Source organism: Micromonospora sp. NPDC049275 (genome assembly GCF_043197115.1).
Taxonomy (GTDB): Bacteria; Actinomycetota; Actinomycetes; order Mycobacteriales; family Micromonosporaceae; genus Micromonospora.
Genome location: NZ_JBICSN010000014.1, coordinates 57,799 through 76,677, shown reverse-complemented (window position 1 = coordinate 76,677; position 18,879 = coordinate 57,799). Strand labels below are relative to the sequence as shown.

The following is an 18,879-nucleotide window of genomic DNA, read 5'->3' as shown; positions in this document are numbered from 1 at the left end:
CCTGACAACGATGTCAACGGGCAAGAAGGGATGAATCGTACGCATGATCCTCTTGCTCTCATCCGGTGCGACCGGCCGGTTTACGGTGTCCCGTTGGCGGGTTTCCCGACGCGAACCCGGTCCGTCCGCCGATTCTGGCCGTATGTCCCATTCCTACCCGACGGTGACCAGCTGACATGACCGACGTGCCCCAACCCGACGCCGCCACGACCCCCGCTCCGGCAGGGTCACCCGACCTGCCCGACCTGGACGGGTTCCTCACCGACCAGGCCCATACGCTGCTCGACACGGCCCGCCGCGCGGTCCGCCCCGAGGGCGGGTTCTGGTGGCTCACCGACGACCGCACCCCGGACCGTGGCGAGCCCCTGCACACCTGGATCACCTGCCGGATGACCCACGTGGCCGCGCTCGCCCACTCCGGCGGCGACCCGGATGCCGCCGCCCTCGTCGACCACGGCGTCGCCGCGCTCAGCACGCTGCTGCGCGACGACAGGTACGGCGGTTGGTTCGGCGGAGTGGACCAGCAGGGCACGCCCACCGACGACCGCAAGGCCGGGTACGACCACGCGTTCGTGCTGCTCGCCGCGTCCAGCGCCGCTCGGGCCGGGCGACCCGGCGCCGACCGCCTGCTCGCCGACGTGCAGAGCGTGGTGCGGGACCGGTTCTGGGACGACGAGGTGGGCGCGGTCCGCGAATCGTGGAACCGGGACTGGACTGTCACCGAGGACTACCGAGGCGCGAACAGCAGCATGCACATGGTCGAGGCGTTCCTCGCCGCTGCCGCCGCCACCGGCGACGCGAGCTGGACCGACCGGGCCCTGCGGATCGCCACCCACCTGGTGCACACCGAGGCCCCCCGGCACGACTGGCGACTGCCCGAGCACTTCACCGCCGACTGGACGCCCCTGCTCGACTACAACCGGGACCAGCCCGCCGACCCGTTCCGGCCGTACGGCTCGACGATGGGCCACTGGCTGGAGTGGGCCCGACTGCTGCTGGAGTTGGAGGCGGTCCTGCCGCAGCCACCGGACTGGCTGCTCGCCGACGCCCGTACCCTGTTCGCCGCCGCCGTACGGCGCGGCTGGGCTGTCGACGGCGCCGACGGCTTCGTCTACACGATCGACTGGGACGACCGGCCGGTGGTGCGCTCCCGGATGCACTGGGTGCTGGCCGAGGCCATCGGCGCGGCGATCACCCTGCACCGCCGCACCGGGGACGCGGTCTACGCCGACTGGTACCGGGTCTTCTGGGCGTACGCGCGCCGCTACCTGATCGACGGCACCGGCTGGCGGCACGAGCTGGACGCGCGGAACCTGCCCGCCGACACGGTCTGGCACGGCCGGCCGGACGTCTACCACGCGTACCAGGCGGTCCTGCTGTCCCGTTCGGCCGACGGGCTCGGTGGCCCCGGCCCGCTCGCCCCGGGCACGGTGACCGCATGATCGTGGTCGCCGGCGAGGCCCTCATCGACCTGGTGGTCACCGCCGACGGGCAGCGGGCGGTGCCGGGTGGCTCCCCGGCGAACGTGGCGGTCACCCTGGCTCGGCTCGACCAGCCGGTGCGGCTGCTGGCCCGCCTCGGCCCCGACGAGTACGGCCGGCAGATCGCCGAGCACCTGGCGGCCAACCGGGTGGACCTGCGGTGGGCGGTCCACGCCGAGGAGCCCACCTCGGTGGCGGTGGCCACCCTGGACGCCACCGGGCAGGCCAGCTACGAGTTCCGGCTCGACGGCACGGCGGACTGGCAGTGGACCCCGCAGGAGCTGCCCGATTTGGCCGCGTCGTCGGCGACGGCACTGCACACCGGGTCGCTCGCACTCGCCCTCGCGCCCGGCGCGCACGTGCTGGAGGGCCTGCTCTCCCGCGAACGCGACCGCGACGGGCTGACCATCTCGATCGACCTCAACCTGCGCCCGAGCATCGTCACCGACCGGGCCGCGGAGCAGCGGCGGGTACGCCGGCAGGTCCGCCTCGCGCACCTGGTCAAGGCCAGCGACGAGGACCTGGCCTGGCTCTACCCGGACCGCTCGGTGGGCGACGTGCTGGCCGAGTGGCGCGAGGCCGGGGTGTCCTGCGCGGTGGTCACCCGGGGCGGCGAGGGCGCGTTGCTGCTCGCCCCGAACGGCGCACTGCACGAACAGCCAGCGGTACGCACCACGGTGGTCGACACCGTCGGCGCCGGCGACTCGTTCACGGGTGGCCTGCTGGCCGCGCTGGCCGACGTCGACGCGCTCGGTGACCGGCCGGCCGACCGGCTCGCCACGGTGACCGAGCAGCAGTGGAGCGCGGTGCTGCGCCAGGCCGCGACGGTGGCCGCGCTGACCTGCGCCCACCGGGGCGCGGACCCACCCCGAAAGGCGGAGGTAGAGGCGCTTCTCCACACCACCTGAGCCGCCCCGGGTCGGGGGTCAGGCGGGGGGTGGCGGGTTGAGGCCCCGGCGGAGGAGTCGGGTGGGGAGCACCGTTGTCGACGGCGGGGAGTCGTCGCCGGCAATGCGGTGGAACAGGCGCTCGGTCGCGACCCGGGCCAGCTCCCGCGTGTCGTACCCGACGACCCGCAACGGCCGGGGCATCAGGTGGGCCAGCTCGAAGTCGTCGAAGCCGACCAACGCCGCGTCGCTGCCCCGGCGGTGCAGCTCGGCGAGGGCGCCGACGGTGAGCCGGTTGTTGCCGCAGAAGAACGCGGTGGGCGGGTCCGGAAGGTCGAGCAGCGCGGCGACCGCCCGGCCGGCGTCCTCGGGAGCGATCAGGCGGTCGCGGACCAGCGAGTCGTCCGGCTCGACCCCGGCCGCCGCCAGCGCGGCTCGCGCGCCGACCAGCCGTTCACGCATGGTGGAGACGCTCGGTGCGCCGAGCAGGAGACCCACCCGCCGGTGCCCCTCGTCGAGCAGTGCGGCGACCCCGGCCCGGCCGCCACCTCGGTTGTCCAGCAGCACGGCGTCCGCGAGCAACCCCTGCGGCGGCCGGTCCAGGAAGACCACAGGCATGCCCAGCTCGACCTCGCGGCGCAGGAACGAGTGGTCCGGACCGGCCGGCACCACCAGCAGCCCGTCGACCCGGCGCTGGGTGAAGTCCTGGAGGACGGCGCGTTCCCGCTCCGGGTCCTCCTCGGAGGAGGCGGTGATCAACATGGTGCCGTGGGCGGCGGCGATCTCGGCGGCGACGCTGGCGATGGTGGCGTAGAACGGGTTGGCGATCTCCTCGATCAGCAGCCCGACGGTGGCGTTGAGCTGCCGCGATCGCAGGTTGCGCGCGATGTCGTTACGCCGGAAACCCAGCTCGGCGATGGCGGCCAGCACCCGACCGAGCAACTCCTGCCCCACCGGCTCGTCGTTGACGACCCGGGAGACCGTCTTCAGGCTGACCCCGGCGTGCCGGGCGACATCGACCATTGTCGGACGTCGGCGCGCGGTCGACCTGGTCGGAGTCTGGGTCACGGGGTGGTCCTCCACGGCGGGCGCGGGTCAACGGTCGAGAGCGGCGAGCGCGTCGACCGCCTTTCGGGCGGCGATCAGCACCGGATCCCAGACCGGCGCGTACGGCGGAGCGTAGCCCAGGTCGAGCGCGGTCATGTCGTCCACCGTCATGCCGTTCCACAGCGCCACGGCCAACGTGTCGATCCGTTTGGCCGCCTCGGACCAGCCGACGATCTGCGCGCCGAGCAGCCGGCCGCTGGGTCGCTCGGCGATCAGCTTGACGGTCATCAGCCGAGAGCCCGGGTAGTAGCCGGCCCGGTTTGTCGACTCGGCGACCACCGAGACGAACTCGAAGCCGGCCGCCTCGGCCTCCCGCTCGCGCAGGCCCGTGCGACCCACCTCCAGGTCGCAGACCTTGGTCACCGCCGTGCCGATCACGCCCGGGAACGTCGCGTACCCGCCGCCGATGTTGATGCCGGCCGCCCGGCCCTGCTTGTTGGCGTGCGTGCCCAGCGGCACGTGCACGGGCATTCCGCTGACCCGGTGCAGCGTCTCCACGCAGTCGCCCGCCGCCCAGACCCCGGGCAGGCCCGGCACCCGCAGCCGACGGTCCACCCGGATGCCACCCGTCGGCCCGATCGGGAAGCCGGCAGCCTTGGCGAGCGCGGTGTTCGGGCGTACGCCCAGACCCAGGACCACGACGTCGGTGGGCATCGGCCCCTCGGCCGTGACGATCGCGGACACCCGGCCGTTCCGCTGCTCCAGGCCGGTCACCGGCAGGCTGGTGCGGATCGTGACACCGAGGCCGCGCATGGCCTCGGCGACCAGTTCGGCCATGTCGCCGTCGACAGTCGCCATGGGCTGCTGGCCCGCCTCGACCAGGGTGACCGCGAGGCCGCGCTCGATCAGCGCCTCGGCCATCTCGACGCCGATGTACCCGCCACCGACCACCACGGCCCGGCGTGGCTGCGGCTCGGCGTCCAGCCAGGCGCGCAGGGCCGCGCCGTCGTCGAGGGTCTGCATCCCGAACACGCCGCCCGCGTCGGTGTCCGCCCACGGTGGCTGCACCGGCACCGCGCCCGCGGCGTACACCAGGTCGTCGAAGCGCTCGCGGACCTCGCCGCCGCCCTCCAGGTCCCGGGCGACGACCTCGCGGCGTTCCAGGTCGATGGCCGTCACCTCGTGGCGCATCCGCACGTCCATGGCGTACTGCGTGCGGAACGTCTCCGGCGTCCGCGCGATCAACTCCTCGGGGCCGGACACCATCCCGCTGATCCAGTACGGGATGCCGCACGACGAGTACGAGGTGAAGTGACCCCGCTCGAAGACCACGATCTCCAGGTCGGCACGGCCGCGACGGCGTCGCGCCTGGGACGCCGCCGACATGCCGGCGGCGTCCCCGCCGATGACGATCAGTCGTTGCGCCACGGGATCATCCTGTCACGGGCGTGGTCAGCCGCGGGTCTGTCGCGCCACGTCCTGCACGACGTCGACGAGACGTCCGGTACGGGCGTAAACGGCACGCTGCCGGGCCGCGCCGGTGCCGTGGCGGCGCAGCCCGCCCAGCAGGTCGGACACCTCCGCCCAGTCGCCGTGCTGCTCCAGCGCCGGCCGCAGCCGCTCCACGAACCCGTCCAGCAGCTCCCAGGCCGGGCGCAGCTCGCCCGTGGTGACGTCGACGCCGTCGCCCTCCAGGCCGTCGTGGGCGGCCCGCCAGTGCGCGCCGACCAGCAGGTGGTGGTCGGTCCGCAGGGCCGGCCGGTCGGCCTCGACGTCGGCGATGGCGGTGGCCACGAGGGCACGGACCAGCGCGGCGACGAGCACCGCGTCGTCAACGGTCGGGCAGACGTCGCCGATGCGCAGCTCCACGGTCGGGTACTTCGCCGACAGCCGGGCGTACCAGTAGAGCATCCCCTCGTCGAGCATCACCCCGCTGGAGATCAACTGACGGATCAGCCGCTGGTAGTGCTCGTGCGACTCCAACCAGGGCGTCGGCGCCACCGAGGGCCAACGCTCCCACTCCACCGAGCGCCAGCTCGCGTAGCCGGTGTCCTCGCCACGGGAGAACGGCGAGTTGGTGGTGATGGCGTGCAGCATCGGCAGCCACGGCCGGACGTGGTTGAGCACCTGCACGCCGGTCTCCGGATCGGGAATGCCCACGTGCACGTGCATGCCGTTGTTGCCGGGGCCGGGAACGAGCAGGCGGAACCGTTCGATCATCCGGTCGAAGCGGGGCTTGTCCACCACCGGCGGCACCGGGCCGTCCACCGGGCCGGTGCCGATGGCCAGCAGCCGTACGCCGGCCCGCTCGGCCGCGTCGGCCAGCGCCTTACGCAGTACGCCGAGGGAGTGCCGGATCGAGGACAGCTCCAAGCCGGGGGGAGTGCCGATCTCGATCTGGCTGGTCTGGAACTCGCGCTCCACCTGGCCGCGCAACTCCGCCGGCACCTGCTCCAGCACCAGGTCGACGGCGGGCACCGCGGCTCCGGTGTGCGGGTCGACGAGCAGGAACTCCTCCTCGACACCCACGGTGAGCGCATCGGTTCCCGCGGTCGTCCCGCTGGGTGCCTCTGCCAGCTGGCCCGTCATCGCGACACCACCGTCCGTTTCTGCCTGTCGCGGTCCGCCCGCGTCGGTCGGCCGCTTGGTTACCCACAGTGGCAACGCCCGGAAACGTGTAACGGCGCGCGGTCCGCGCGTGTCGGGCCACAACTGGCGCGTGGTGCGGCACGGGCCGGCCGCCGGGGCGATCGCGATTCAACCGGACGGTGTGACAGCGGGTCCTATGCTGAGCCCGTGCCGGTGCCGCTGAGTTTCCTCTGGGTCGCGTGGATGTCCGCGTTCGCCCAGCTCACCATGCTCGCGGACCGCCCTGCCGACGTGCTGGCGGGGGCCGCCCTGACCGCCCTGGTCCTGTTCGCCGCGCTGCTCGCCGCGCACGTGCCGGGCCAGCCGGGAGCACCGGGCGTCGCGCGACGCTGGGCCGGGCTGCGTGCCCGCGCCCGAGGTCGCCGGGTACCCCGTCAGATCGACCCGGACGCCGCCGGCCGACCTCGCCCCCGCGCACCCGGACGCCCCTCGGCCGCGTAGCGCCACACCGTCGCGCGGCCGATCCCACAGTCACCGGTCCTCCGTGCCGGCGGCCGCCGCCGGGGAGGACCCACCGGAATCGGACCGAGGGGTTTCCCATGCTCGCCTTCGCACCACTGCACAGCGTCGTCGGCGCCGCCGGCACCGCGTTGTCCTGGCTCACCGATCTGCTCGAACCGTTGGCCGGTGGCATGGCGACGGTCGCCGCCATCGTGCTGCTCACCATCGCCGTCCGTTTGCTCATCGCGCCGCTGACCGTCGCGCAGGTCCGCGGGGAACGACGCCGCGCGGCGCTCGCACCCCAGGTGCGCGATCTCCAGCAGCGGTACGCCGACGACCCGGCGACGCTCCAGCGCGAGGTGTTCGCGCTGTACCGCTCGGCCGGCGCGAACCCGATCGCCGGTTGCCTGCCGTTGCTGCTCCAGGCGCCGTTCCTGCTGGTGCTGTACCGGCTGTTCGCCACCGACGAGGGCGGCACGGGGCTGCTGGACGAGCGGCTGGCCGGGGTGCCGCTGGGCCACCACGTGAGCGACGGGTTGGCCGGCGCGGCCGGACCGCTCTTCGTCGTCCTGCTGGCCCTGCTGCTGGCGCTGGCCTGGTGGTCGTCGCGGAGGGCACGCCGGGCGCAGGCGGCGGTCGGCACGGTCGCCGGTACGCCCACCGAGGGGCCGGGAGCCGCCACGCTCGGCCGGCTGCTGCCCCTGCTGCCGTTCACGACAGTCCTGGTGGCGCTGGTGCTGCCGCTCGCGGCGGTGATCTACCTGGTGACGACGACCGCCTGGTCGGCGCTGGAGCAGGCGGTACTGCGCCGACCCCAGCAGCCCGTCGCGCTGCCCGGCTGACCCGTCGGGCAGCACGGTTGAGTGGAACGCGGATCAGCGACCGGCGGTCACCGACCGCCGGTCGTCGCGCTCGCGACGACGGCGGATCTTGCGGATCACCCAGCCGACCACCATCACGACGAAGACCGCGCCGATCGCGTAGTTGAACCAGTCGCTGTAGCGGGCCACGTCCTGCCAGCGGCTGCCCAGCGCGTAACCGGCCCCGACGATGAGGGCGTTCCACACCCCGCTGCCGATCGTGGTGAGCAGGACGAACTCGCCCAGCGGCATCCGGTTGGCGCCGGCCGGAACGGAGACCAGGCTGCGGACAAACGGCACCACCCGGCCGATCAGCACCGCCCACCGGCCGTGCCGCTCGAACCAGCGGTCGGCCCTCTCCAGGTCGTCGCGGTCCACCAGCGGGATCCGGTCCAACCAGCGCTTGAGCCGTTCCTCCCCGAGGGCCGCGCCGAGCCAGTAGAGCACCAGCGCGCCGACCAGCGAGCCGACCGTCGCGGCCAGCACCACGACCACGACGTTGAACTTGCCCTCGTGGGACAGGAAGCCGGCCAGCGCCAGCACGATCTCGCTGGGGATCGGCGGGACGATGCTCTCCAACGCGACAAGCAGCGCCACCCCGGCCGGGCCCATGGCCTCGATCACCGCCGCCACCCACCCGGTCAGGCCGGTGAACTCGGACGGGTCACCAGTCTGGGCGAACGCCATTGGTCGTCCTTCCGAGCGGCTACCGGGGATCGCATGGTCATACCCAGCGGCCGGCGTGGCACACCTGCGCGTGAGGCCTGCCACGCCAGCCGGGTCAGTCCTCCGGGTGCAGGGCGGTGTCGGCCGGGCCCTGCCGCCAGCCGGTGAACGCCACGGTGAGGCCGGCGCGTGTCGGCGCGCAGCAGAACGGGCCGGCCATGGCCTCGGCCGCCGGATCCAGCGGTGCGAGGCGGACCAGTCGCCAGGCCGCGTCCGCGACCCGGGCCCGTACGGTGAGCGCGTCGCCGGCCCGGCTGACCCGCACGGTCACCTCCTGGCCGGCCCACCCCGGGACCGGGGACACCGACCAGTCGGAGAACTCCCGGGTCGCCACCGCGCCGAGCTGGGCCTCGCCGTCGCTCACCTCGACGCCCGCCTTGACCCACGTCGCCTCGTCCACCCGGACCAGCACACCGGCCTGGTCGAACTGCTCCGAGAAGTCGAGGGTGAAGCTCACCTCCATGGCGGCGCCCACCGGCAGCGGCGCCAGCAGGGCCGGCCCGTTGTCGTGGACGAAGCCGTAGCTGGTCCGCCGCCAGAAGTCGGTCTCCGCCCCGGCCTCGACGACCAGCTCGCCGGCCGGACCCTCCTCGGCGCGGACCGGCGGGTGCAACCACGCGCCCCGGGCCCAGTCCAGCGGTTCGCTCGGCGGTACGAGGTCGATCTCCATGACCGGCACGGTAACCAACCGCGCCGGGCCCCGCCGCCCGGGTTTGCCGTGGTGATCGACCGGAGATGTTCCTCCGGCATGGGTGACCGTTGGTATTCCGAAGCCGTCGTCTACTGCCTCGACATCGACACGTACGCCGACTCCGACGGCGACGGTGTCGGTGACATCCGAGGACTGATCGGCCGACTGGACTATCTCGCGCGGCTGGGCGTGACCTGTCTGTGGCTGCACCCGATCCACCCGTCACCCAACCGCGACGACGGCTACGACGTCACCGACTTCTACAACGTGGACCCGCGCTTCGGCACCCTCGGCGACTTCGCCGAGCTGCTGCACCAGGCGCAGAACCGGGGCATCCGCGTGATCATCGACCTGGTGGTCAACCACACCTCCGACGAGCACCCGTGGTTCCAGTCCGCCCGTTCGTCGCCGGACTCGCCGTACCGCGACTGGTTCGTCTGGTCCGACACCGAGCCCGACGACAGGCACCAGGGCATGGTCTTCCCCGGGGAGCAGAAGGAGACCTGGAGCTACGACCGGACGGCCAAGGCGTGGTTCTACCACCGGTTCTACAAGTTCCAGCCGGACCTCAACTTCGCCAACCCGCAGGTCCGCGCCGAGGTCAAGAAGATCATGTCGTTCTGGCTCCAGCTCGGGGTCTCCGGTTTCCGGATGGACGCCGTGCCGTTCATCATCGAGCTGACCGAGCCGGGCAACCCGGACTCGCCTAAGGACTTCGAGTTCCTCACCGAGATGCGCCAGCACGTGCAGTGGCGGCGCGGCGACGCCGTCCTGCTGGCCGAGGCGAACGTCGAACCGGACCAACTGCCCACGTTCTTCGGCGACACCAGCGGCTCCGGCAACCGCATCCACATGCTCTTCGACTTCATGCTCAACGGCCGGCTGATGCTCGCCCTGGCCCGGCAGGACCCGGAGTCGCTGATCGAGGCGTTGCGCGACACCCCGACGCTCCCCGTCGGTGGGCAGTGGGCCACCTTCCTGCGCAACCACGACGAGATCGACCTGTCCCGGTTGACCACCGAACAGCGCAACCAGGTGTACGCGGAGTTCGGCCCGGACGAGAATATGCGGATCTACGACCGGGGCATCCGTCGCCGGCTCGCCCCGATGCTCGGCAACGACAGGCGGCGCATCGAGCTGGCGTACGCCCTGCAGTTCTCACTGCGCGGCACGCCTGTGCTGCGCTACGGCGAGGAGATCGGGATGGGCGAGGACCTGTCGCTGCCCGGTCGGGAGGCGATCCGTACGCCTATGCAGTGGTCGTACAAGCCGAACGCCGGCTTCTCCACCGCGGACCCGGAGAAGCTGGTCCGCCCGGTGCTCGACAAGGGTGAGTTCGGCTACCAGACAGTCAACGTCACCGCCCAGCGCGGCGACCCGAAGTCGCTGCTCGCCTGGTTCGAGCGCATGATCCGGACCCTGCGGGAGGCCCCCGAGATCGGCTCCGGCTCGACCACCCACATCGACGTGGCGGTGCCGGCCGGAGTGCTGGCACACCGCGCGGACGGGCCGACCGGGACGATGGTCTTCCTGCACAACCTGGGTACCGACGACGTCGAGGTGGACCTGAGCAGCCTGGAACCGGAGGCCGACCTGCCGATCGACGTGCTCACCGACCGTGGCTACGGCGAGTTGGGCAAGCTCGGCGCGGTGAAGGTCTCCGGGCACGGATACCGGTGGATTCGCCTATGCCGGGGTCGGGGGTTCTGACGTTAAGCTCCTCCGATCGACCCCACGTTACCGGGAGGTAATCATGTCGGAGGAGTCCCGCGTCGCCATCGTCACCGGAGCCGCACGCGGCATCGGCGCGGCCACCGCCCGACGGCTGGCCGCCGACGGGATGGCCGTCGCCGTGGTCGACATCGAGGAGGCCGCCACCAAGGAGACGGTGGACGCCATCGTCGGCGCGGGCGGTCGTGCGCTCGGTGTGGGCGCCGACGTCTCCGACCGCGACCAGGTCGAGGCGGCGGTGGCCCGCGTCGCCGCCGACCTTGGCGCGCCCACCGTGCTTGTCAACAACGCCGGCGTGCTCCGCGACAACCTGCTGTTCAAGATGACCAACGCCGACTGGGACACGGTCATGGGAGTGCACCTGCGCGGCGCGTTCCTGTTCAGCCAGGCCACGCAGAAGCACATGGTGGACCGCAAGTGGGGCCGCATCGTCAACCTCTCCAGCACGTCCGCGCTGGGCAACCGGGGTCAGGCGAACTACGCGACGGCCAAGGCGGGCCTACAGGGCTTCACCAAGACGCTCGCCATCGAACTGGGGCCGTTCGGGGTGACTGTCAACGCGGTCGCGCCGGGCTTCATCGTCACCGACATGACCGCGGCCACCGCCGCCCGCATGAAGGTCGACTTCGAGGACCTCCAGAAGCACGCCGCCGCCGAGATCCCGGTCCGTCGTCCGGGGCGCCCGGAGGACGTCGCGCACACCATCTCGTTCCTGACCAGCGAGGGGGCCGGATTCGTCTCCGGCCAGGTCATCTACGTCGCCGGTGGCCCACGGGCCTGACCCGGCCGTCCGACGAGGGCGCTTGCTCACCGAGGAAGCGCCCTCGTCAGCCGTGGCCACCGCAGCTCGGTCCAGGCCCGCAACAGCCACTCCATCGGCCCGTACCGGAACCGGGCCATCCACACCGCGCTGACGGCGAGCTGCACACCGTAGATCGCGACCGCGATGAGGACCACGAACGCAGGCGCGACGGATCCCGCGAGCCCCAGACCGACACCCGTGAAGACCAGCACGCAGAGCAGCGACTGGCCCAGGTAGTTCGACAGGGACATCCGTCCGGCCGGCGCGAGTACGGCGACCACTCGCCGCCCCCGGTCGGTCTGGAAGAACTGGAGCAGGCTGGCCGCGTACGCCGCCGCGAGCAGTGGCGCGGTGAGCACGCCCGCCGTCAGCCCGGTCAGGTTGGCGGTGCCCCCGCCCGATGCGAAGACCACCGCGCCGGCCAGGCCGACCGGATAGCCGATGTGCTGCACCCGGCGCAGGAGCTGCTGGTTCTCGACGACTGTGGTGAGCAGTCGACGCCGCCCGGCCGCGTAACCGACGAGGAAGGCCGAGAAGGCGAGCGGCCCCTGCACGACCAGCGCGCCGACCATCGCCGGCAGTTGGCGTACGTGCTCGGCGATCACCGAGCCGAGGCCACCCTGTAGCGCCTCGGTGGACCGCTGCCCCGCCGCGAGTGCCGTCGCCGGATCGGTGACCAACTGGACCCCGCCGACGGCGGCGAGCGCGAGGACGAAGCCGATCCCACCGGTCACCAGCACGGCGGTGCGCAGGGCGGTCCCGACGGCGACTCGTCGCATGGCGAGCAGGGCCAGACCGAGCAATGCGTACGTGGTCAGGATGTCGCCCTGGAACAGCAGCACCGCGTGCAGGATGCCGAGCACGAAGAGCCCGGCCAGTCGTCGCCGGAATCGTGGGGCGAAGTCGACGCCCCGCCGTGCGGCGGAATCGAGTTGGAGCGTGAAGCTGTAGCCGAACAGAAAGGAGAAGAGCAGGTACGCCTTCATCGTGAAGAGGAGTTCGACCAGCCACAGGACCGTCCGGTCGCCCCACGAGTCCTGTGCGGGATCCGGGACCAGCTGAAAGGCGTAGCCGGAGGCGAAGAAGGCGATGTTGACGATCAGGATGAGGAGCAGCGCCACGGCCCGCAGAGCGTCGACGTCGATGATCCGGGAGAGCGTCCCGGACGTACGGCTCTCGACGGGCGGGTCCTCGATGGAAGGATGCACGTGACCACCTCCGGAACGGCCAGGAGTAGCGTTCGATGACTCTCCTGTGACCCTAGGAAGCGGCCTGTCCGGATGACAGCCAGTGAGCGGGACGGTCGCCGGTGGGGTGTGCCCTACCTCGGCTGCCGGTGGTTCGGGTCAGGCCGGGTCGCGGCGGGTGCGCCAGAGCCAGTACAGGCCGAGCACCGGCAGCACCAGCGGGATGTAGCCGTACCCGCTGCCGAACTGCGACCACACCGTCTCGTCGGGGAACAGGTCCTTGTCGACCACGCTGAGGATGCCGATCGCGACGACCCCGACCAGCTCCACCGAGCAGCAGGCCAGCGCCACCCGTCGGCCGGTGTGCCCGGCACGGGCCAGGCCGATCGCGGCCACGATGTAGATGATCGCGGCCAGAGCGGAGAGCAGGTACGCGACCGGGGCCTCGTCGAACTTGGTGGCGATCTGCAGACCTGCCCGACTCGTCGCCGCGATGGCGAAGAGCAGGTAGACCGCGATCAGCAGCCGACCCGGACCCGCGTTCGTGGCGCGTCGGGCCGGTTGTGTCTCAACCACCGAGGACCTCCCAGGTCTGCTGCAGCCGGACCACCACTACCGGCGCGACCAGGCAGACCGCGCAGACGATCGCCGACCCCCAGCGGGTCGGCTCCATCCGGGCCAGCACCCACGCCAGCGGCGGCAGGCAGACAAGCGTGACGAGGTAGCCGTAGAACGCGCCGGGCTCGCCCGGCCGGTCCCCGCCACCGACCGCGACCAGGGCCAGCACCCCCAACGCGAGCAGCGCCAGTTCGAGTACGGCAAGGCCGGTGAACTGCACCCGGTCCGGTGGCCGTTGGCGTACCGCCGCGACCAGCGCCCACACGGCGACGAGCAGCGACAGCACGATCGACGCCGTCGCGAGGAGCCCGTCCACAGGCGAGTCGGCCGCCGCGCTCGTCATCGGCCCCAGCCGGTCGTTGCCTCGGTCACCGGCACAGTCTACTAACCGTCGTAGTACCCGGTTGACCTGCCTCGCCGCCACCGGACGGGGGTGGCCGGCAGGGTGTCGGCCGCTCGCTGTAGAGCTGCCCCACGAGTGGGGCGCGGCGAGAGACGCCTTGATCGACTCGGTTTCCGGTAAGGCGCGGTGTCGATTGTCTGCGGATGCCCCGGAGTCAAGGAAGTCGAGTCGATCATGCAGCCGGTGGCCACAGTGTGCGCGGCCGGCGGCGCCGCCGCCCCACATCTGGGGCAGCTCTACAGGCATCGACCGGACCCCGGTCACGCCCCGGTGGCACCGGACATGAACTGCTCCGGTTGGTCGACCCGCCGCCGGTGCCCCTGCTGGGGCGACTAGCGTGGATCGCGTCCGTGGCGTCGCCACGGTGCGGGGAAACAGCGGAGGTACACGTGCTGCGGTTCGGCTTGTTCGGCACCGGTCACTGGGCGATCGAGACGCACGGTAAGGCACTGCACGCACACCCGGAAGCGGAACTGGTAGGCGTGTGGGGGCGTAACCCGGAGCGGGCCTCGGCGCTGGCCGAGCGGTACGGGGTGCCTGCCTACGCCGATGTCGACGCGCTGATCGAGCAGTGCGAGGCGATCGCTGTCGCGCTGCCGCCGGACGTTCAGGCCGACATCGCGGTCCGTGCCGCCACCGCCGGCCGTCACCTGCTGCTGGACAAGCCGCTGGCACTGACCGTCGAGGACGCCGACCGCGTGGTCGCCGCCGCCGAGGCGTCCGGGGTCGCGTCTGTCGTGTTCTTCACCCAGCGCTTCCAGCCGAACGTGACCGCGTTCCTCGCCTCCACCGCCGCCGCCGGTGGCTGGCAGCACGGCCGCACCACGGCGTTCGCGTCGATCTTCCAGGAGGGCAGCCCGTACGGCGGCTCCCTCTGGCGTCGTGAACACGGTGCGCTCTGGGACATCGCCCCGCACGCGCTCTCCATTCTCCTGCCGGTGCTGGGTCGGGTGACCCGGGTGGCGGCGATGGACGGGCCGAGCGGGATGGTGCACCTGCTGCTCACCCACGACGGCGGTGCCACCAGCAGCGCCTCGCTGTCCCTGGACGCCCCGAGCGAGGCGATGGCCCGGGAGTTCGTGTTCTACGGCGAGAACGGGATCGAGACCGTCCCGGTCGGCGAGAACGACCCCGCCACGGCGTTCGGTGTCGCGATCGACCAGCTCGTCGAGCAGGTGCGGACCGGCACCCGCGACCACCGCTGCGACGTCCGCTTCGGCCGCGAGGTCGTGACGATCCTCGCCGCCGCCGAAACCGCCCGAACAGAATCCCGCACAATCCCCCTCCAGTAACCCCCCCCGGCCCCCCACCCCCCCCCCCCACCCTGTTGATCATGAAGTTATTGCCGTCCCGCCCGGCGTGTCGTGGCAATAACTTCATGATCAACGCAGCGGTGAGCAGGGGGCCCGGGTTGCGGCCGCTCTGCGCGGGACGCGCATTGGGTCGGACACCGGGTGGGTACGTCTGGTCGGAGCAGTGGCTGGTGCTGTTCGGCTGCTGCACGTGCGGTGACCGGCCGGTCAGGCCAGGGTGGTGAGCGCCTCGCTCAACTCGGCCGGCGACTCGAACTGTTCGGCCGGCAACGCCTGCAACATCTGCAACATGGCCGTGCTGGCCCCGTTCTCCTGCCCCCAACGGACGAGGTCCTCGCGGGAGACCGGGTAGTCGAGGCCGGCCAGGTACTCCTGCAACTGCACGCCGGGAACGGTCATGCCGGTCGGCTACCCGTTGGCCGCAGCCGTACACGCGCACGGCGTGTCGGCGGGCGACGCGCCGCCGGTTTGCCGGCGCGGCCGCCGGGTAGCCGCTGCCATGCTGGTTCAGCGGCTCGGCGCGCCGAGCGACTTCGACCCGTTGCTGGAGCGCGTCCGGGACGCCCGGGTGGTGATGATCGGCGAGTCCACCCACGGCAGCTACGACTACTACCGGCTGCGTGAGCAGCTCACCCGCCGGCTGATCGCGGAGTGCGGCTTCTCGTTCGTGGCCGTGGAGGGCGACTGGCCGGACTGCGACCGGGTGCACCGCTCGGTCACCGCCGCGCCGGGAGGGGCCCCCGATCCGCAGACCGCGTTGGAACACTTCGAGCGGTGGCCGACCTGGATGTGGGCGAACGCCGAGGTGGCACGCTTCTGCCGCTGGCTGCGGGCGTGGAACCTGGAACGGCCGGAGGACGGGCGTGCCGGTTTCCACGGGCTCGACGTCTACAGCCTCTGGGAGTCGATGCAGGCGATCTTCGACTACCTGGGGGAGGAGGACCCGACCTCGCTGGAGGCGGCGCAGGACGCGTACCGGTGCTTCGAGCCGTACGGCAAGCGGGTCGAGGAGTACGGCGCGGCCAGTCGGTTCGTCTCCGCGCGCTGCGAGGAGGAGGTCGTCCGGCTGCTGGCGCGTACCCGGGAACAGGCCATGTCGGACGGCCCGGACCGCTTCTCGGCCTGGCAGAACGCGGAGGTGGTGGCCGGCGCGGAGCGGTACTACCGGGCGATGGTGGCCGGCGGCCCGGACTCGTGGAACATCCGTGACACCCACATGCAGGACACCCTGGACCGGCTGCTGCAACGCTACGGCCCGGACGCCCGCGGGATCGTCTGGGCGCACAACACGCACGTGGGGGATGCGCGGGCCACCGACATGGCCGCCGACGGAATGATCAACATCGGTCAGTTGGCTCGTGAGCGGCACGGCGACGACGCGGTGGCGTTGATCGGGTTCGGCACCTACCGGGGCACGGTGATCGCCGCTCCCCGGTGGGGCTCGCCCTCCGAGGCGATGGTGGTGCCGCCGGCGCGGGAGGGCTCGGTGGAACGGCGGTTGCACGAGCTGATGCCGGAGCGTGCGGTGCTCGTCTTCGGCGGCGACGACCAGCCGGACTGGGTCACCGAACCCGCGGACCACCGGGCGATCGGGGTGGTCTACGACCCGTCCTTCGAGTCCTGGGGCAACTACGTGCCGACCCGGCTCGGGGAACGCTACGACGCCCTCATCTGGTGTGACGAGACGACGGCCCTGCACCCGCTGGCGGTCCCGGCCGTTCCCGGTGAGATGGAGACGTACCCGGCAGGCGTGTGAGCGATGCCGGAGGGTGCGGCCCCCGAGGGGGTGCCGCACCCTCCGTGTTCGGAACGGGTCAGACCCGGGTGGGGGTCTGGGTCGTCAGGTGGGTGCGCAGGCCCTCGCCCTCGATGTCGACGTTCGGCAGGGCGCGGTTGAGCCAGCGGGGAAGCCACCAGGCGCGGTCGCCGAGCAGGGACATCACTGCCGGGACGATCGTCATGCGGACCACGAAGGCGTCGATGGCCACGCCGATGGCGAGCGCGAAGCCCATCGACTTGATCACCGGGTCGTCGAGGAAGACGAAGCCCCCGAACACCGACATCATGATCAGGGCGGCGGCGGTGACCACGCGGGCGCCGTGTCCCATGCCGCTGATCGTGGCCTGGCGGGCGGTCGCGCCGTGCACGAAGTCCTCCCGCATCCGGGACACCAGGAACACCTCGTAGTCCATGGCGAGCCCGAACAGGATGCCGATGAGCAGGATCGGCAGGAAGCTGATCAGCGGGCCGGGCGTGTCCAGGCCGACCAGGTCGGCGAGGTGCCCCTGCTGGAACACCGCCACCGTGATGCCGAACGTGGCCGCGACGGTGAGCAGGAAGCCCAGCGCGGCCTTGACCGGCACCAGCAGCGAGCGGAACACAAGCATCAGCAGCAGGACCGACAGCCCGACCACCAGCAGCAGGTAGACCGGCAGCGCGTCGGAGAGCTTCTCGGACACGTCGATGCCGATCGCGGTGACGCCGGTGAGCAGCACGTCCGCGTCGCGGATGCCGCTCACCGAGCCGCGGATGTCGTGCACCAGGGTTTCGGTGGCCGCGTCGGTCGGGCCGGTCTTCGGGATCACGCCGAGCAGCGCCGTCCGGCCGTCCGGGCTGAGCTGGGGCGGCGCCACCGCGAGGACGTTGTCGGTGCGCTGGAGCAGCGCGGTGACCTGCGGTACGGCGGCCGAGGTGGCCTGCGGCGAGTCACCGGCGACCACCACCGCGAGCCGGCCGGTGAAGCCCGGGCCGAAGCCCTCGACGGTCAGGTCGTTCGCCATCCGCGCGGGGGAGCCGACGGCCGCCGTCGCGGCGCCCGGCAGGGCCAGCCGCATGTCCGGCGTGGGCAGCGCGAGCAGCCCCAGGCCGAGCAGGCCGACCAGGATGACAGGTACGCGGAACCGGGTGACCAGGCGCGCCCAGCGGAAGCCGAACCGGTTGCTCTCCTCGGTCGTCGTCGCGGCCGGTCGGTCGGTGACGTCCGTGTCGTCCTCGTCAGCGGCGGTGACGTCGGTGCCGTCGGTGGGGACGGCGCGCAGCCGCCGGGGGAGCACCCGGCGTCCGGCGAAGCCGAGCAGCGCCGGCTGGAGGGTGATTGCGACGAGCACGGCCACGGTGACGGTGCCGGCGGCGGCGAGACCCATCACGGTGAGGAACGGGATGTCCACCACGGCCAGCCCGGCGAGCGCGATGACCACCGTGGCGCCCGCGAAGACAACTGCGGAGCCGGCGGTGCCCACGGCCCGGCCGACGGCCTCGTCCGGGGGCAGGCCGTCGAGCAGGTTCTGCCGGTGCCGGGAGGTGATGAACAGCGAGTAGTCGATGCCGACGGCGAGGCCGAGCATCAGCGCCAGGATCGGCGCCGTGCTGGTCAACTGGACGACGCCGCTCAGCGCGAACAGGCCGGCCATGCCGACGCCCACGCCGATCAGCGCGTTGAGCATGGTCATCCCGGCGGCCACCAGCGAGCCGAACGTGATGATCAGGACGATCGCGGCGACAAGCACGCCGAGCGCCTCGGTCGAGCCGATCTCCGGCTCCCCGCCGAGCACCTCGCCGCCCGGGGCGACCTGCCAACCCTGCGCCTTCGCCGCCGCGCCGACCTGCTCGTACGCGTCCTTCTGCTCGTCGGTCACCTCGTCGCCGCCGGTGGCGAACTGGACCTGGATCAGCGCGTACCGGCCGTCGGGGGAGACCGCGCCGACCTGGAGCGGGTTGACCGCTCCGACCACGCCGGGCAGCGTCGCGGCCTGCTGGACCAGCTCCTGGACCACGGCCTGGCCCTGCGGGGTGGCGAGTTGGCCGTTCGCGGGCGCCTTGACCGTGATGGTGCCGGTCGCGCCGCTGGCCGCTGGGAACTGCTCGGCGAGCAGGTCGAGCGCGCGCTGGCTCTCGGTGCCGGGCATGGTGAAGTTGCTCGCCGTCGGGCCGCGCAGCGTCGCCGCGGCCAGACCGGCGCCGACGAGTACGACGAGCCAGAGCGCGACGACGAGCCGTCGCCGGCGCAACGCGCCCCGGCCGAGCCGGTAGAGCAGGGTGGCCAT

18 protein-coding genes are annotated in these 18,879 nt (G+C 72.1%); 8 read left to right on the top strand and 10 right to left on the bottom strand.

Annotation, left to right across the window (positions count from 1 at the left end; all coding sequences use genetic code 11):
• Positions 1 to 176 precede the first annotated feature (176 nt).
• Positions 177 to 1,442: an AGE family epimerase/isomerase gene (locus tag ACGFIE_RS28505; protein ID WP_393300330.1), complete on the top strand. Its 1,266-nt coding sequence runs from the start codon at positions 177 to 179 to the stop codon at positions 1,440 to 1,442.
• Positions 1,439 to 2,389: a carbohydrate kinase gene (locus ACGFIE_RS28500; RefSeq protein WP_393300327.1), complete on the top strand. Its 951-nt coding sequence runs from the start codon at positions 1,439 to 1,441 to the stop codon at positions 2,387 to 2,389. Before ACGFIE_RS28505 ends, ACGFIE_RS28500 begins: the two co-directional genes overlap by 4 nt.
• 18 nt (positions 2,390 to 2,407) lie before the next feature.
• Here ACGFIE_RS28500 and ACGFIE_RS28495 read toward each other — a convergent pair whose 3' ends face one another.
• Genes ACGFIE_RS28495 through ACGFIE_RS28485 form a run of 3 tightly spaced genes read right to left on the bottom strand, consistent with a single transcriptional unit; the run spans position 2,408 to position 6,004 of the window.
• Positions 2,408 to 3,436, bottom strand: a complete 1,029-nt coding sequence (locus tag ACGFIE_RS28495) for a LacI family DNA-binding transcriptional regulator (RefSeq protein WP_393300324.1) — start codon at positions 3,434 to 3,436, stop codon at positions 2,408 to 2,410.
• A 27-nt stretch (positions 3,437 to 3,463) separates the two neighbouring features.
• Entirely contained in the window at positions 3,464 to 4,843 is a 1,380-nt protein-coding gene (locus ACGFIE_RS28490) for an FAD-dependent oxidoreductase (RefSeq protein WP_393300321.1), read from the bottom strand.
• A gap of 24 nt (positions 4,844 to 4,867) precedes the next feature.
• Positions 4,868 to 6,004 carry a glutamate--cysteine ligase gene (locus ACGFIE_RS28485; protein WP_393300318.1) on the bottom strand — a complete coding sequence of 379 codons (1,137 nt, stop codon included), beginning with the start codon at positions 6,002 to 6,004 and terminating at the stop codon, positions 4,868 to 4,870.
• Between the two features lie 207 nt (positions 6,005 to 6,211).
• Here ACGFIE_RS28485 and ACGFIE_RS28480 point away from each other — a divergent pair, with 207 nt between their 5' ends.
• Positions 6,212 to 6,505: a DUF6412 domain-containing protein gene (locus ACGFIE_RS28480; RefSeq protein ID WP_363679956.1), complete on the top strand. Its 294-nt coding sequence runs from the start codon at positions 6,212 to 6,214 to the stop codon at positions 6,503 to 6,505.
• Between the two features lie 98 nt (positions 6,506 to 6,603).
• Positions 6,604 to 7,347, top strand: coding sequence for a YidC/Oxa1 family membrane protein insertase (locus ACGFIE_RS28475; RefSeq protein WP_393300315.1), 744 nt, complete (start codon positions 6,604 to 6,606; stop codon positions 7,345 to 7,347).
• A gap of 33 nt (positions 7,348 to 7,380) precedes the next feature.
• On the opposite strand, the gene ACGFIE_RS28470 is transcribed toward ACGFIE_RS28475, so the two are convergent.
• A complete protein-coding gene (locus ACGFIE_RS28470; protein WP_393300312.1) occupies positions 7,381 to 8,052 on the bottom strand; it encodes a DedA family protein in 672 nt (223 codons plus the stop codon).
• A gap of 94 nt (positions 8,053 to 8,146) precedes the next feature.
• Positions 8,147 to 8,761, bottom strand: a complete 615-nt coding sequence (locus ACGFIE_RS28465) for a DUF1349 domain-containing protein (protein WP_393300309.1) — start codon at positions 8,759 to 8,761, stop codon at positions 8,147 to 8,149.
• 78 nt (positions 8,762 to 8,839) lie between these two features.
• Here ACGFIE_RS28465 and ACGFIE_RS28460 point away from each other — a divergent pair, with 78 nt between their 5' ends.
• Both ACGFIE_RS28460 and fabG read left to right on the top strand, forming a co-directional pair.
• Positions 8,840 to 10,492, top strand: a complete 1,653-nt coding sequence (locus tag ACGFIE_RS28460; RefSeq protein ID WP_393300307.1) for an alpha-amylase family protein — start codon at positions 8,840 to 8,842, stop codon at positions 10,490 to 10,492.
• A 43-nt stretch (positions 10,493 to 10,535) separates the two neighbouring features.
• On the top strand, positions 10,536 to 11,294 hold the full coding sequence (fabG, locus tag ACGFIE_RS28455; protein ID WP_393300305.1) for a 3-oxoacyl-ACP reductase FabG: 759 nt from the start codon (positions 10,536 to 10,538) through the stop codon (positions 11,292 to 11,294).
• A gap of 26 nt (positions 11,295 to 11,320) precedes the next feature.
• Here fabG and ACGFIE_RS28450 read toward each other — a convergent pair whose 3' ends face one another.
• The 3 genes from ACGFIE_RS28450 to ACGFIE_RS28440 all read right to left on the bottom strand — a co-directional run bounded on the left by ACGFIE_RS28450 (position 11,321) and on the right by ACGFIE_RS28440 (position 13,463).
• Entirely contained in the window at positions 11,321 to 12,523 is a 1,203-nt protein-coding gene (locus ACGFIE_RS28450) for a DUF418 domain-containing protein (protein ID WP_393300302.1), read from the bottom strand.
• A gap of 138 nt (positions 12,524 to 12,661) precedes the next feature.
• Positions 12,662 to 13,078: a hypothetical protein gene (locus tag ACGFIE_RS28445; protein WP_393300300.1), complete on the bottom strand. Its 417-nt coding sequence runs from the start codon at positions 13,076 to 13,078 to the stop codon at positions 12,662 to 12,664.
• The gene (locus ACGFIE_RS28440) at positions 13,071 to 13,463 is read right to left on the bottom strand and encodes a hypothetical protein (protein WP_393300297.1); all 393 of its coding nucleotides are present in this window, start codon (positions 13,461 to 13,463) and stop codon (positions 13,071 to 13,073) included. Before ACGFIE_RS28440 ends, ACGFIE_RS28445 begins: the two co-directional genes overlap by 8 nt.
• A 449-nt stretch (positions 13,464 to 13,912) precedes the next feature.
• Here ACGFIE_RS28440 and ACGFIE_RS28435 point away from each other — a divergent pair, with 449 nt between their 5' ends.
• Positions 13,913 to 14,815 carry a Gfo/Idh/MocA family protein gene (locus ACGFIE_RS28435; protein WP_393300294.1) on the top strand — a complete coding sequence of 301 codons (903 nt, stop codon included), beginning with the start codon at positions 13,913 to 13,915 and terminating at the stop codon, positions 14,813 to 14,815.
• A 228-nt stretch (positions 14,816 to 15,043) separates the two neighbouring features.
• Here the strand turns inward: ACGFIE_RS28435 and ACGFIE_RS28430 are convergent, their stop codons facing one another.
• The gene (locus tag ACGFIE_RS28430) at positions 15,044 to 15,235 is read right to left on the bottom strand and encodes a DUF2795 domain-containing protein (protein WP_363679940.1); all 192 of its coding nucleotides are present in this window, start codon (positions 15,233 to 15,235) and stop codon (positions 15,044 to 15,046) included.
• A 100-nt stretch (positions 15,236 to 15,335) separates the two neighbouring features.
• Between ACGFIE_RS28430 and ACGFIE_RS28425 the strand changes: the two genes are divergently transcribed.
• Complete coding sequence (locus tag ACGFIE_RS28425) at positions 15,336 to 16,592, top strand: erythromycin esterase family protein (protein ID WP_393300291.1); 1,257 nt, start codon at positions 15,336 to 15,338, stop codon at positions 16,590 to 16,592.
• 58 nt (positions 16,593 to 16,650) lie between these two features.
• On the opposite strand, the gene ACGFIE_RS28420 is transcribed toward ACGFIE_RS28425, so the two are convergent.
• Entirely contained in the window at positions 16,651 to 18,879 is a 2,229-nt protein-coding gene (locus ACGFIE_RS28420) for an MMPL family transporter (RefSeq protein WP_393300288.1), read from the bottom strand.

Bases quoted from the DNA above. Each gene is read 5' to 3' on its own strand.
- ACGFIE_RS28505 (WP_393300330.1), top strand. From the start codon at position 177: ATGACCGACGTGCCCCAACCCGACGCCGCCACGACCCCCGCTCCGGCA.
- ACGFIE_RS28500 (WP_393300327.1), top strand. From the start codon at position 1,439: ATGATCGTGGTCGCCGGCGAGGCCCTCATCGACCTGGTGGTCACCGCC.
- ACGFIE_RS28485 (WP_393300318.1), bottom strand. From the start codon at position 6,004: ATGACGGGCCAGCTGGCAGAGGCACCCAGCGGGACGACCGCGGGAACC.
- ACGFIE_RS28475 (WP_393300315.1), top strand. From the start codon at position 6,604: ATGCTCGCCTTCGCACCACTGCACAGCGTCGTCGGCGCCGCCGGCACC.
- ACGFIE_RS28470 (WP_393300312.1), bottom strand. From the start codon at position 8,052: ATGGCGTTCGCCCAGACTGGTGACCCGTCCGAGTTCACCGGCCTGACC.
- ACGFIE_RS28465 (WP_393300309.1), bottom strand. From the start codon at position 8,761: ATGGAGATCGACCTCGTACCGCCGAGCGAACCGCTGGACTGGGCCCGG.
- ACGFIE_RS28460 (WP_393300307.1), top strand. From the start codon at position 8,840: ATGGGTGACCGTTGGTATTCCGAAGCCGTCGTCTACTGCCTCGACATC.
- fabG (WP_393300305.1), top strand. From the start codon at position 10,536: ATGTCGGAGGAGTCCCGCGTCGCCATCGTCACCGGAGCCGCACGCGGC.
- ACGFIE_RS28440 (WP_393300297.1), bottom strand. From the start codon at position 13,463: ATGACGAGCGCGGCGGCCGACTCGCCTGTGGACGGGCTCCTCGCGACG.
- ACGFIE_RS28430 (WP_363679940.1), bottom strand. From the start codon at position 15,235: ATGACCGTTCCCGGCGTGCAGTTGCAGGAGTACCTGGCCGGCCTCGAC.
- ACGFIE_RS28425 (WP_393300291.1), top strand. From the start codon at position 15,336: ATGCTGGTTCAGCGGCTCGGCGCGCCGAGCGACTTCGACCCGTTGCTG.
- ACGFIE_RS28420 (WP_393300288.1), bottom strand. From the start codon at position 18,879: ATGGCCACCCTGCTCTACCGGCTCGGCCGGGGCGCGTTGCGCCGGCGA.